This is a genomic window from Paenibacillus sp. GM1FR (assembly GCF_002803315.1).
Taxonomy (GTDB): Bacteria; Bacillota; Bacilli; order Paenibacillales; family Paenibacillaceae; genus Paenibacillus; species Paenibacillus amylolyticus.
In genome coordinates this window covers 327,332-340,896 of the sequence record NZ_MKZL01000044.1, presented here as the reverse complement: position 1 = coordinate 340,896, position 13,565 = coordinate 327,332, and the positions used below count along the sequence as shown (strand labels likewise).

General features: G+C 46.4%; 14 protein-coding genes. 3 read left to right on the top strand and 11 right to left on the bottom strand.

Annotated elements, in window-relative coordinates:
* The first annotated feature begins 104 nt into the window (after window positions 1-104).
* The gene (locus PAEAM_RS23905) at window positions 105-2,090 is read left to right on the top strand and encodes a beta-galactosidase (protein ID WP_100529220.1); all 1,986 of its coding nucleotides are present in this window, start codon (window positions 105-107) and stop codon (window positions 2,088-2,090) included.
* A gap of 123 nt (window positions 2,091-2,213) precedes the next feature.
* Here the strand turns inward: PAEAM_RS23905 and PAEAM_RS23900 are convergent, their stop codons facing one another.
* The 7 genes from PAEAM_RS23900 to PAEAM_RS23870 all read right to left on the bottom strand — a co-directional run bounded on the left by PAEAM_RS23900 (window position 2,214) and on the right by PAEAM_RS23870 (window position 6,708).
* Window positions 2,214-3,356: a DUF4179 domain-containing protein gene (locus PAEAM_RS23900; RefSeq protein WP_100529219.1), complete on the bottom strand. Its 1,143-nt coding sequence runs from the start codon at window positions 3,354-3,356 to the stop codon at window positions 2,214-2,216.
* On the bottom strand, window positions 3,346-3,894 hold the full coding sequence (locus PAEAM_RS23895) for a sigma-70 family RNA polymerase sigma factor (protein WP_243391453.1): 549 nt from the start codon (window positions 3,892-3,894) through the stop codon (window positions 3,346-3,348). The genes PAEAM_RS23900 and PAEAM_RS23895 overlap by 11 nt, the downstream gene beginning before the upstream one ends.
* 182 nt (window positions 3,895-4,076) lie before the next feature.
* Entirely contained in the window at window positions 4,077-4,478 is a 402-nt protein-coding gene (locus PAEAM_RS23890; protein WP_076252794.1) for a hypothetical protein, read from the bottom strand.
* A 36-nt stretch (window positions 4,479-4,514) separates the two neighbouring features.
* Window positions 4,515-4,841, bottom strand: a complete 327-nt coding sequence (locus PAEAM_RS23885; RefSeq protein ID WP_100529218.1) for a hypothetical protein — start codon at window positions 4,839-4,841, stop codon at window positions 4,515-4,517.
* Window positions 4,842-4,855: 14 nt separating this feature from the next.
* Entirely contained in the window at window positions 4,856-5,503 is a 648-nt protein-coding gene (locus PAEAM_RS23880; protein WP_100529217.1) for an SMI1/KNR4 family protein, read from the bottom strand.
* A 28-nt stretch (window positions 5,504-5,531) separates the two neighbouring features.
* Window positions 5,532-6,212: a hypothetical protein gene (locus PAEAM_RS23875; RefSeq protein ID WP_100529216.1), complete on the bottom strand. Its 681-nt coding sequence runs from the start codon at window positions 6,210-6,212 to the stop codon at window positions 5,532-5,534.
* A 28-nt stretch (window positions 6,213-6,240) separates the two neighbouring features.
* A complete protein-coding gene (locus tag PAEAM_RS23870) occupies window positions 6,241-6,708 on the bottom strand; it encodes a DUF6386 family protein (RefSeq protein WP_243391452.1) in 468 nt (155 codons plus the stop codon).
* 188 nt (window positions 6,709-6,896) lie between these two features.
* Between PAEAM_RS23870 and PAEAM_RS23865 the strand changes: the two genes are divergently transcribed.
* Window positions 6,897-7,274, top strand: a complete 378-nt coding sequence (locus PAEAM_RS23865; RefSeq protein ID WP_036617371.1) for a PilZ domain-containing protein — start codon at window positions 6,897-6,899, stop codon at window positions 7,272-7,274.
* A 74-nt stretch (window positions 7,275-7,348) separates the two neighbouring features.
* Here the strand turns inward: PAEAM_RS23865 and PAEAM_RS23860 are convergent, their stop codons facing one another.
* Together PAEAM_RS23860 and PAEAM_RS23855 are read right to left on the bottom strand one after the other, a co-directional pair.
* A complete protein-coding gene (locus tag PAEAM_RS23860) occupies window positions 7,349-8,692 on the bottom strand; it encodes a uracil/xanthine transporter (RefSeq protein ID WP_243391451.1) in 1,344 nt (447 codons plus the stop codon).
* Window positions 8,693-8,742: 50 nt separating this feature from the next.
* Entirely contained in the window at window positions 8,743-9,330 is a 588-nt protein-coding gene (locus PAEAM_RS23855; protein WP_100529214.1) for an ankyrin repeat domain-containing protein, read from the bottom strand.
* A 184-nt stretch (window positions 9,331-9,514) separates the two neighbouring features.
* Here PAEAM_RS23855 and PAEAM_RS23850 point away from each other — a divergent pair, with 184 nt between their 5' ends.
* Window positions 9,515-10,417, top strand: a complete 903-nt coding sequence (locus PAEAM_RS23850) for a LysR family transcriptional regulator (RefSeq protein ID WP_076252800.1) — start codon at window positions 9,515-9,517, stop codon at window positions 10,415-10,417.
* Window positions 10,418-10,487: 70 nt separating this feature from the next.
* Here the strand turns inward: PAEAM_RS23850 and PAEAM_RS23845 are convergent, their stop codons facing one another.
* Window positions 10,488-12,392, bottom strand: coding sequence for a beta-glucoside-specific PTS transporter subunit IIABC (locus tag PAEAM_RS23845; RefSeq protein WP_100529213.1), 1,905 nt, complete (start codon window positions 12,390-12,392; stop codon window positions 10,488-10,490).
* Window positions 12,393-12,520: 128 nt separating this feature from the next.
* Window positions 12,521-13,372 carry a BglG family transcription antiterminator LicT gene (licT, locus tag PAEAM_RS23840; RefSeq protein WP_036617363.1) on the bottom strand — a complete coding sequence of 284 codons (852 nt, stop codon included), beginning with the start codon at window positions 13,370-13,372 and terminating at the stop codon, window positions 12,521-12,523.
* Window positions 13,373-13,565: the final 193 nt, after the last annotated feature.

Below are 13,565 nucleotides of genomic sequence, written 5' to 3'. Positions count from 1 at the left end.
CTCCTGATCTTAATATTGTTATATCATATTAATTATTTAAGATATTCACTCGAATTAATATAACATATAATCGCAATATATTGATAAATAAAGGAGATCACAGGATGACAATTAAGATCGGAATTGATTATTATCCAGAGCAATGGACTCCGGAGTTATGGGAGAAAGATGCCATACTTATGCAACAGACGGGGGTTGCAGTTGTGCGAATGGCGGAGTTCGCCTGGAGCCGAATGGAACCGACTGAGGGTAATTATCAGTTTGAATGGCTGGATGCGGCTATAGAAGTATTCGCTTCGCGTGGTATGAAAATTGTGTTATGCACCCCCACCAATACCCCGCCAAACTGGATGACAACCCGTTATCCGGATGTGCTGCCCATAGATGAACAACGCCACATCATTCGGCCAGGTGTGCGTGGACATCGTTGCAACAACAGCCCTTCCTTGAGAATGCTGGGCTCCAAATTTGTGGAAGCGATGTCACAGCGCTATGGACAGCATCCCGCCGTCATAGGCTGGCAAATCGATAACGAGATGCACTACCAGGAATGCCATTGTGATACATGTAATCGTTCATTTGTCGCTTGGCTGCAAAAGCGTTATTCCAATCTGGAGGAGTTGAACCGGGAGTGGGGAACGGTCGTCTGGAGTGGGGAGTACAGCAGCTGGGCTGAGGTAACAACGCCACTCGGTGCCAGCAAACCGATGAATCCTTCCTATCTTCTGGAGTACAAGCGGTTTTGTTCTGACAGCGTAGGCTATCTGCTGGGATGGCAGCTTGAGATTTTACGCCGTAACTGTCCAGATCAATTCGTGACGCATAACATGTGGCAATATCCGAACAGCCTGGACTATTATGATATGCACAACGAATTGGACTTCGTCTCTGTTGATTATTATCCGAATGAGCTGTATCGCGATTATGGCGATCGGTTTCCGAGGAACGGAGCGCTTACGCTGGACTTGGTTCGCGGCATCAAACGCCGGAATTTCTGGGTAATGGAACAACTCAGCGGGGCACAGGGCGCCTGGATGCCGATTCAGCGCACGCCCTATCCTGGATTGATCCGAGCTCGCTCCTGGCAGACAATCGCTCGCGGTGCGGATATGGTCGTCCATTTCCGCTGGCGGAGTGCTACCGTCGGAGCGGAACAGTTCTGGCATGGGCTGATCGACCACAGCAATGTTCCTGGACGCAGGTTCAGGGAGTTCGCGGAGCTTACTCGCGAGGTGAACCAGTTAGGAGAACTCTTGGCCGACTCAACCATTGTTACTCAGGTTGCGATTCTGCATTCGCATGATCAGCATACGGCGCTTTCCCTTCAGCCGCAGGCGGAAGGGGGAATGCACTATATAGACAACTTGTCCTCTATGCATAATGCATTTCTGAAAATGGGCGTCGGTACAGACGTTATTAACTGGACTGAGGAGCTCGATGGGTACAAGCTGGTCATTGTCCCTTCCCTCTTCCTGTTAAGTGAAGAAGTAGCACAGCGGCTGGAGCGATTCGCAGCTAAGGGTGGTACGGTTGTCCTTACCAATCGGACTGGCGTGAAGAACATGAGGAATGTATGTGAGATGCTGCCTCTTCCGGGGCTACTGGGTGAAGCGGCGGGTGTTGTCGTAAGTGAATATGATGCCATCGGCAACAGTGAGCATCGGATACGGAACGCGGAGGGCAAGACTTTCGCTGCGAAGCAATGGTGTGATCTACTGGAACTGCGAGGTGCAGAGCCGATCGCCTGGTATGACAACGACTTTTACGAGGGTGTACCGGCGATTACTGTCAATAAGCTTGGTGAAGGTGAAGTGTATTATGTCGGCACTTGGCCGGAGCCATCGTATTTCTATCAGTTGTTTGAAGACATATTGAAGGAAAAAGGGTTGACGCCCGAGATCCAGCTTCCGGAAGGTGTCGAGCTTTCGATTCGAACGAAGGGGGAGCAGAACTTCCTGTTCCTGATCAATTTGACGAATGAGCAACGAGAGATTACGTTGGACGTTCCTTATCATAGCTTGTTGACTAGCGAGAGATTGAATCAGAAGTTGACCCTTCCAGCTCTGGGAGTAGATATTCTAACTGTATAAGATCAGCAGCTTGTCATATTTAAGAAGGGATGTCTCACAAGGCTTACGACCTTGCGGGACATCCCTTCACTTACTTCACTAACGTCTACCAATTCGAATAAGAGTTATTCCAGTTAGTTCATCTTATTTGATTTTGATTTTCAGTTCATCCTTCTTGGCTTCTTGTAAATCATCGTAGACCTTATCTGGTTTGCCACGAAGTATTAATATCATTGACTCCGGATTGTCCAGCAGATTGCTGCTGAAAGAATACATCATTCCGTCTTCCGTTCCGCTCCCGCCTACCATGGATAACTTGGTCTGCTTCCCATTCCTGGAGATCGAAATGATTTCGATAGGCCAAACGATCTCGTTGAGCGACAACTTCGTTTTGTAGTCCATCTCTTGATCAGGTGCATGGACAAATTTGACCCGCGTTACTAGCGGAGACATCTCCACCTCCGACAATAAGACCTCATAGCCTCCAACGGTAAAGGTCCGATTAACGTTGATGATTTCCGTTTTGGGGATAGAGAATTTGGGATCCAGTGCAAAAGAAAGATTCATTTTTTTGGAATATTTATATTTCCGTTCCTTTTCCCCTTTTTCTGAATTTCCCACCACATCTGGAACAACGGAAGAAAGCTGGAACTGAAGATTCACTTGCTCAGGGAGCGGTTTATTTCGATTACGCTCAATTGTATTCCGGCCATAAATGGTATGCTTATCCTTCGAAAAATGCATACCTCCTATATTTCCGTTATCAAGGACATAACCTGTTCTTGCATCCGTCATCTTGGTATTGACTATCGAATAAATCTCTTGCGAAGCATCCGTTCTGGCGGTATACAATACCGTTATCCTGTTCTCATCTGCCAGAACCGCATTCACGGTAAACTGATATATGCCCGATGTAACCGTCCGATCCACGAGTTGCACATAATCATGATTTAGCGTTGAAGTAATCGTGGCACTATCCATATCCGAAGTTAGCAGGCCACGAAAGGGCTCTAGTACACCCCAATGGGTGACAGGCTCAGTATATGTTGCCGGTTGTTGCCCATAGTTTCCAAGCGGGCCCGTAAGAAACCAACCTGCAGCAAGGACCGTGACCAGCACTGCCGTAATCCATTTGACACGAACGATCCTACCTGATCGTCTTGTTCTGCCCTTCGCGAGACCACGTTGAATTGCAGCAGTCGTGTCCGCCGGATTCCAGTGCTGCTTCTCTCTTTTCACCTGATATGCGTCTGCAAGAAGTGCTTTTTCCTCCGGGTTAGTGGTCATGCCAATCCCTCCTGTTCTTCATCAACTTGCGCAACTGCTGGAGCCCCTTGTGCTGCCAGGTCTTGATCGTACCTTCTGGTTTGCCGAGGATGGAGGCAATATCCGTCAGTGTCATGTCGTTATAATATTTCAGCACTATTACATGGCGATATTTCGGTTTCACCTTTTGCAAAAGAGATCCCATAGCGATTCGATTATCGTCAACGCTAATCATCCAAGATGCCGGAATACTGTCCTCCATATCCTCCTTCGCCAGAGGTGTCGCCCGCTTTCGGCGCCTCTGTTCATCGATACAGACATAAATCAGAATCCGAATGATCCAAGACTTGAACGCCTTCTCATTGTTCAGCGTACGACGTTTGATCCAAGCTCGGCACGTCATCTCCTGTACCGCTTCCAGCGCATCTTGCTGGTTACGCAGATAACTGTAGGCAATATAAATAAGCGTATCTTGATGTTCCATAATGGATTGCAAAAATTCCGTCTCGTCTTCGGTCTGCACATAGATCCTCTGGTTCATCTCTGCTTTTGTTTCCACCCCGCATCCCTCCTTCTCTCTCTCTTTCTGTGGTATAAGACGGGTGAGTGAAGCAAACGGTTTTTAATATTTATTCATCAAAAAAAGCTCCGCCATCATCATGAGGGAGCTTGATTACATAGGACTTCGTCTGCCGATATACTGAATTACGTACACGCATGAACAATTCAAGATCAACTAACTTACAAATTGCCGGTGACTTCGATCCCGTCGGCCAATTGCAGATGATTTCTCACCCAAGTGGTGAACCGATTCAAAAAAATCCGTAATTCTGGCTCTGCAACCACCTGTTGATCCAGCTCTGATAAAATCCCCACCCACACTTCCTTCGTAATCGGATTCTCCCAGCAGGGATCAAGTGCCTTCATCTCTTCTCCAGTTCGCGGGTCAGTTAAGGGAAATGTGCGATCCAATGCGGGACGAATATAGTCAAAGTCTTCATTATATATGAACAGCATGTCTTCCATCTCTACTTCAACCGATTCTTCTATATATAAAGGGGATAAAACAAAACCCACATTCCGCTGTGGACCTTGATACTGATACATGAGCGCAGGAATTGTTCTCTTTGATTTTTTAGCCATATATGCTCCTCCTGTTTCAGGCAAATCTCTTACCGCTCAGAGTTCAAACCAGATTAAACCACCATCAACCTGTCTGGTTTCTTGCTCCATCTGATGCATCCAGCTCCGCGCCTCTTCACCCCAGATATGAAACAAACAGTAGATATACGAATCCCCATCCACAATCTCTTCTAACCCGGAAGCCTTTTCTATCCACACTTCAAGTGCTCTAGGCCAGGAAGGATCTTCACGTTTCAATACAAAGCCGTTGGCTTGGTGTTCCAAACTATACACTTCGTTAAATTTTAATGAACTTGCCAAACGCTTCACGACTTCAGGTAAAATCGCAGGCTCCGTTGTTCTAATTCCATATTCCCAGCCCATATGTACAACCTCCTTCAGACTTCGTTCGCTCCAGATTGTTGCTTTTGTTCATGGATTTGATGGATCGAACGATTCAACCACAACTCGTACCAGTCCAGAAAATGTAATCGATTCGTATTGCCCCAATACTGATCAGGATAGATTCCATTGCGGTTAGCCCGGTCATCAACCCAGATCTCTCCGTAGGAGGCTCCCTTAACAATCAGATTCATGGATATGCCACAGCCAAAATCACTGATGCGCAGCATGCCTGCCGACCATTTTGGATCAATATATTTATGTTCCAGCGCTTCCCATTCCTCTTCTTCCTTGCTGTCATCGAACCAGTCATAGTTCCAGTTCCATGCTTCCGTGAATTGGAAAGGGTCGGAGACCGCGTTCAGCTCATCGTCATAACCAAGCACAGCGTATACGCCGTCATCCGGGTTTTCCAGACCATAATAAGGCCCTGCACCACCCGTTCCCATATGAAGAAGCCATACCTTATAGTCCTCCGGCAACTCAATTCGCCATTTCTGTTCAAATTGCGTAATATCCTCCTGTGTCCATACAGGTACCATCTCATATTCATGGTTTTCTGCGCCAAACAGCTCCAGATCCGGGTCCAGACTTCGGAGAGTGATCAACTTTTCACGCATCCGTTCCAGTTGTACAGTGTACATAATCTACCTCTCCTCCTTCGCTACTCTATTACGTTTGTTCCACGGCGTACCCGCATTGCTGTAACTCATCCAGTGCTGCTGCCACATCTCGCTCAGGACACAACTGCTTAATCAGTCTGGCGGTCACCAGTTTTTCTTCATATACTTCAGCTATGGCTTCCAACGGCAGATCCGGCAAGTCATAGTAACCTTTAGCCCAATCAGCGTAATCTTCCGAGTTTTTTTCCAAATATCCCAGCAAAAATTCTGCGCCACCTCTGGCGTCCGCTTTGTCTTCCTCGGTCATCGCCATCTGAATCCAATTACCAACCTTCCATGGTAAGTCGTTCCCTTCCTGCCATAGGCAAAAGGTCACATCCTCCAGATCCAATGTTTCCTCCTGATCTCGCAGAACAGCCATCAACGTCTCCGGCACTTCATCGTACATGCCCGGATAGATTTCTCCGTCCTCACGAGCATGTGGGCTCAAGGGTGACTCATGATCGAATCCTTTGATCAACGTGCCTGAGTTCGTAAACAATACATGCAGATGATCACCTGCGCCGTTATTGATGTTTCCCCATGCCACACCTGGCTGAAGTTCAGCTTCATAATGATGTACGCGTAACCATTTTTCCTCCGAAAAGATGATATCCAAAGCAGCGAGTATTCTCATCCGTTTACGCAGGGCATCTGCATTCATCATCGTTATCTCGTTCCATTCCTGCATATGAATCCCTCCTGTTCGTATATGTACACTATATCCGGATTAATTCATCCAGCGTGTTATTTCCCTGAATACTTGGTGTCATGACAATGGTGATCCGACTGGCTTCTCTGGAGACGATACAAGCATAATTTCCGGGTTTTAACTGAAACAGAACCCCTTCACACGTCTCATCCGGCTCCAATTCACCTCCAGTGACATCATCCGCCGCTCCCAGATAGACGTGCCCAGACGGAACTTGCAGATGATACACCCTTTCCCGTTCCGCTCCGTCATCTGGATCTGAATCCTCCTCTACATCCTCCAGGCTCCATTCCACCTCATACACTCCATCCGCACCCAGATTCAGGAACAGACAATGACCTGCATTCACCTCAGCCAGCTCATCCACTGAAATGGACCACCAGTCCGAAGTATCCTCAAGCCGATGTTTTAACGCTGCCAGATCATACAGGCACAATGTTGCCGTATCTGTAACCATTTGAAATGTACCTCTCATATTCATCCGTCCCTTCTGTCTGATCCAAGTCTGACCTCAGAAATATATTCCATCATTATATCAAGCCTGATACACGTGTAAAAGGAACCCATGGACCATCTCTGCTTGCGCAACTCTTCATTTCTTGCTCCAAATGGTCGATATAAGCATAACTGACTTTTTTTGAACCTGATGGAGGAAGCCAAGCCATGTCAATTAACAATAGAAAAGAACCCTTTCGCTACACATTGAAGGAACCGATCCACTTTGAGATCTATATTCTCAGCATCAACGGGGTTAACGCACCAGCCAAGCCCATTCAGGCTGAACTCTGTGACATCAGTCGATCCGGCTGTCAGCTGTCATTTCCGCTATCCCTTCCTGTAGAGAATAACGATATTCGGATTGGAATGAATATGCTGCTCTTTGAAGACCCTCTATATATGGAAGGCACTCTCCGCTGGGGTCAAGAAAAAAATACCTCATGGCACTATGGTGTTCAACTCGAAATGCAGGATGGGAACCAGGACCGTCTCTCTAGAGAGATGCGAATGCTTGCAGGACAAGGCAAAATCATTGTGAAATAGTTAAATAGCCTTAAAATCTGTAACAAAAACAAAAAAACAGCCCAATCAAATTGGACTGTCGCAAGTGAAACTCTTTATGCCGCTTTACTTACTGTCGCTGGTTGTTCCATTTTGGACCAGTTCACGGTTTTTTCAAGAACCAGTGAAACCAATACCCCTATGACGAGACCATTACTTATGATCGGAATGAGGTACATGGGCAAAGTTTGAAAGGCCTCCGCAGGAATATTCATGACCGCAACTCCCGTGAGGACCGGCAACGCTACACGATAGATCGTTTTAGAATTAAACGTCGTACCTTCAAGCGTTCTAAGTGCCGTGCCGAACATCTGAAGATAAGCCACGAACAAAACCGCACTGCCGACGCTTGGTGGTATTTGTGCAAAAAATGCTGTCACTGAAGGTGTAAGACCTATCACACATAACATCCCCGCTCCAATAATCAAGGCAGCACGACGCAGAATGCGAGTACTCTCCAGGAACCCGATCGATGATGCAAATAAACCAAAGGGCAGCACACCTACACAGGCTGACAACATCGTGAACAGACCCGTTAGCGCATAGGAATGCCTATACTGACGACTTGTTGTTTCTGTCTGGTATAGTTTCTCAACTGTGCTTAATGTGGTGATCGAATTCGTCATGTTCACCAGTCCCACGAAAAATGCAGTAATGACAATACCCGGTTCCCATCTGGGCGCTCCCCACGGAAACAGTTCGAGACCTACCGGGGCCTGATTCGGCTGTCCGCTATGTTGTCCAGGAAACAATAGACTATAAGCGATCCAGCCTGCCACAATCCCAATCAGGATCGCGTAGTTCTCCAGTTTCCCCCTACCTTTTAATTGAATCCATGCCACCAAAAATGCAATGACAACGGACAATGCGGCAACAGGCAGATCGAAACGACCAAACTCCGTATATCCAATCATACCTTTGAAAAAATTCATGGTTAATTGAATCGTCATTAGAAACAACATGGCACTCTTCACCATAGGTGTGAACAGCTTTTGCAGCACTTGCGCTGCTCCCAGCCAACCCAGAATCACCATCGTTAGTCCCGCTAACAGAAAACCTGCAGCCAGTCCACCGCCAATACGCTCCAGACTCATACCGGCCGATGAAGCAGATACCGTCAAACTTAGCGTCAATCCCCACCATAACCCTGATGGACCATCCATAATCGCATATCGATGACCAAATACGGCTTGAAGAATACACACTGCTCCGGTAAGGATAAATGCGTGCTGCATGGAGGCAGCGATGGCATCGGGAGACAGATGAAAATTATGTCCAATGGATAGCGGAACAACAACGGTATTGGTAAACAGGAAGAAAAACCACTGTATACCTGCCAAAATCAGTGAAGATACGTCCTTCATATTCTTTTGTGTAAAATGCTCTTGATGTCTGTTCATTCGTTTGGAATATCCTTTCACTGTTCTGTATCATAAATGTATAAGTCTCTTCAGACTTGGGTTAACAGTCGTTCCATCTCGGCATACCGATGCCGGCTCGCATGTGCAAGCGGTGTAATCCCGTCCCGATCCGCGATCTTTGGATCTGCACCATATTGCAAAAGCAAGGCAACAATCTGCTGGTGACGCGGCCCACCATCTCCCAAAATGACAGCTTCCAGCAAGGCTGTCCACCCCAGGTTGTTGATATGGTTCACATCCACATCACTGCGTGTCAGCAGAAGCTCCACAATGTCCACATGGCCCCGATCCGCTGCTGGGATAAGAGCTGTGCCGCCAAAACGATTCGTTAACCTCGTATCTGCACCTGCTGTAATCGCCAATTCGACCATGTCATACATACCCTCAGCACTCGCGTATAACAGTAGGTTGTCCAATCGTGCATCCCGAAGATTAATGTCGGCTCCGGCGTCTACTAACATCCTTGCCGTGTCTATCTTGTTACCGTGCACCGCTGCCAGCAGAGGTGTTCGCCCCAATGCATCCCGTTCATTCAACCGGCTACCCTGTTGTGTGATAAATCGAATGACCTCATCGGTATGGCCCGCTTGAGCAGCATCATGTATTGTTCTAACCACGTTGTTTTATCCTCCAATTCAAGGTCTTTCTCATGCAGTAATATTCATATAGAAACCAAACCCTGTTAGTCAGGTATGCAAATCTAATGTATGGTAACATAAGATCGTAGTATATTAAAAATACATGTTTTGTTGCCTTTCCATATGAATTACATATACATTGCAGGCGAAGGAGAACAACCACTTGGATATCAAACAATGTCGCTATTTCATTGCCATTGCTGAGGAGAAACAGATTACAGCAGCAGCTCGAAGACTTCACATGGCTCAGCCACCCTTAAGCCAGCAGCTTAAGTTAATGGAAGAAGAGCTTGGTGTGATTCTATTTGAACGCAAAGGGCGTATGATGGAACTAACGCAGGCGGGGCGCAGCTTCTATGATTATGCGGTTACCTTGACCAAATATATGGAGGAAGCTGTAATGGAGATGCAAAGTTTCCGTCACGGCATACGGGGCAAACTCGCCATCGGCATCAATACCATATCGGATCGCCTGATCCCGCAAGCACTGCAACAGTTTCGCACCACCCACCCACAGGTTACCTATAAAATTCAACAAAATGAATCTGCGCAATTATGCCGATTGCTGGAAGATGGCAAAGTTGAACTTGCCTGTGTACGCATGCCTGTCCAGACTGAACGTTATGAGGTTCTGCATCTGCCACAGGAACCCCTTTTCTACATTTCTTCAACACCGCTCGATAGTCCGACAGAGATGGGACCAGGAGTGGAGATGGGGACTTATTTTGAGCAGCTTACAGGTATCCCTCTACTGCTTCCAAGCACAGAAGGACTCGGTATGTTCGAGCTAATTTTGGACAAGTTTCGGGAGCATCAGGTTACCCCCTCCATCATGGGTGAGTGCTCAGACATTAATATGTTGCTCGAGCTGGTCCGACTCGGCTTTGCCAGTTCCATCGTGCCTCACACGGTACTACAGCTATATCACGAGCACCCATTTCACGTATATCGCATTCAGGACCAGCATTCCACGGTTGGCTCGGCGCTGGTCTGGCTGCAGAACCGCTATCTGTCCAAGCCTGCACAACATTTTGTGCAATTGGTTCAGGGGATGCTTCCCGTGTAAAAGGCTATAAGCAAAAAACAGCAGCTTCACCGGATTACATTCCGGTGAAGCTGCTGTTTTTTGCTTATGGTTAAGCTTTAGCTGTGAACAACAAGTCTTTTTCTTTGATCGTAGTGCGACCAGCAGACTCAATGGACTCATACTGATGCATGTTTGTAATAATGACTGGTGTAATCGTTGTGTAACCGGCTTTTTCGATCTGTTCCCGGTCAAACTCCATCAGTACATCACCTACAGATACCTTTGCACCTGCTTGAACTTTAGGAGAGAAGAATTGACCTTTCAGCTTCACGGTATCAATCCCGATATGAATCAACATCTCTGCGCCTGTATCACTTACCAGACCAATAGCATGTCCACTCTTCGATAAGGAGAACACGGTTCCGTTGATCGGAGATACGACGCGACCTTCAGATGGTTGAATCGCGAATCCTTTACCCATAATCTCTTCAGAGAACGCAGGGTCTGGCACTTCGCTCAGCGGTTTAACTTCACCTGTGATTGGGCTGAATACTTGTTCATCTTGTGCTTTTGCTTCTTCAGTTACAGTAGCAGAAGTTACTGCTGGTGTTGCCGGCTCAGCTGCTGGTGCAGCTACTGGCTCCGATGCATTTTCTTCTTGGAACCCAAGAATGTACGTCAGTACTGCCGCAGCTACGATGGCAATCAAACCACCAGCCAGAGCATAGAGCAGTGTGCTAATTGCTGGACTGATAAATGCTGCCACACTCGGCAGACCTGCAAGTCCTGTAATAACGTACGATTTAACATTGAAGATACCCATGAACCCACCGGCAATCGCTCCCCCGATAAGGGCTGCGATAAATGGTTTTTTGAACTTCATGTTGATACCATACATCGCTGGTTCCGTGATCCCCATAATAGCCGTAAGACCTGTGGAATAGGCCAAGGATTTGGTTTTGCTATTTCTCGATCTGAGACCTACACCAAATGCTGCACCACCTTGTGCCAAGTTAGCTGCAAACATCAGTGGAATAATAAAGTCGTAACCCAGTGTTGTCATTGAACCAACAACGATTGGCAGCAACGCATAGTGCATACCTGTAATGATCAGCAGTGACATCGTACCACCAATCAGGATACTTGCGAAGATGGACATGTTGTCGAACAACCATGAAATACCACCGGACAAACCATTACCAAGAACCGTACCCAATGGACCTACTGTCATCAACGTCAGTGGAACCATAATTAACAGTGTTACTGTTGGAACAACCAAGAGTTTAAGTGAAGCATGTGTTACACGATCAACGGCTTTCTCTACATAAGAAGCAATCCAGATGGCGAGAATGATCGGAATTACTGTGGAGGAATACGTTGCGGCAATGACTTTAATGCCTGCGAATGTCGAATCCCCTTCTGCAAGTAACGCGGTAATCGTTGGATGCATAATACCCGCGGCGAGTGCTGCCCCAATGTACATATTGCTACCCAGTTTACGTGCAGCACTGATCGCCAGAATGATTGGCAGGAAGTAGAATGCACCGTCACCGATTGCTGACAAAATGATGTAGGTCGAGCTGGTATCGGACAACCATCCCAGTGCTACCAGGATAGCCACGATCCCTTTGATCATACCAGCACCTGTAATCGCTGGCAGAATCGGCGTAAATATACCTGAAATGAAATCGAATAACGCACTTATCGGATTTCTCTTTTTCTTTTCTCCAGTTGAAGCGCTTGAGGTTGCATTATCTGCGTTTGGTGATTTGGACATGTTGCCAACGAGTGCGTTATACACGATAGGCACATCGTTACCGATGATAACCTGGAACTGTCCACCGTTCTCCATAACGCCCATAACGCCTGGTGTATTTTTTAGCGTCGCTTTGTCCGCTTTTTGGTTGTCATTCAGGTTAAATCTGAGTCTTGTCATACAGTGTGTGACTTGATCGATATTCTCTTCGCCACCAACAAGCTTCAAAATATCCTTGGACAATTGTTGTTTATCCATTGTGTTTTGCTCCTTTTATGTGTAATGAAGGTTAAAAAAAAACCTAAACACTGAATAATGACAAAGCAGAAAAGCTTATCATTATTCAACGTTTAGGTTTTGCCTTTTTAGCAGTAACAATCCCAACTTTATTCAATTGTTTGTTCATTTCTGACAATTCGTTCAATATGAATGGTCAGATACAGTATTTCTTCCTTGGACAACACCCGATTATAGATCTTACGCGTATAGTCACTGATCCTTACTGCACATGCATGTGCTTCCGGATACTGCTTGCTCACCAAGTCATGAAGCGGATTATCTACTTCTTTATCTTCAATCGCCGTTCCTTGCAACACACGTTGGGCAAAGAACTTCAGATGAGTTAAAAATCGATAATAACTCAATGAATCTTCATCAAGTTCAATCACAAAGCTACGTCTTACGATGTTAAGTATGTCCTTAACGATGTTCGTAATACTGATCGTTTCCCTCATCTCACCGTTCATCTGGGCATTAACCAGATGCATTGCAATGAATGCGCATTCGTCTTCGGGTAGCAGGACACCTAATGTTTCCTCGATAATCTGTAGCGCCTTGAGTCCAATGGCATATTCCTTCCGGTACATGCGCTTGATCTCCCAGAACAATGCGTTACGGATCTGCAATCCTTGACGATGTCGATCAATGGCAAAATGAATATGATCCGTCAGTGAAATGTAGATGCTTTCATGCAGCTTCTCACCTAACACCGTCTCGGCATAACGGATAATCTCATCCGAGCACTCGACATATTCAACCGGGATATCAGACAGAAGTGTTTTAAGTTTCTGTGATACTTCCTTACTTTCAAGCGAGAATATTTTTTCGACGAGACTCTCGTCAATCGATTCACCAGTATGCTTTTTGAAGGCAATTCCACGTCCCATAACGACCAGTTCGTTTCCTCCCGGATCAATTACGGTAACTACGTTGTTGTTCAGCACCTTCTCAATTTTCATTTCTTCACATCACCTTGCACCGTCAAAGTAGTAAAAGGCAAAACCAAAGCAGGTCACGAAATATGCCCCGCTTCTGGTTTTGCCTGATTGAACAGTAACAATCCAGTATTCATTAGCCTTAGGCCCATCTTACCATATAATTATCCATATGACAATGTTTTTGTGAAAGCGGTTAATGTGCGTTAATGTGACA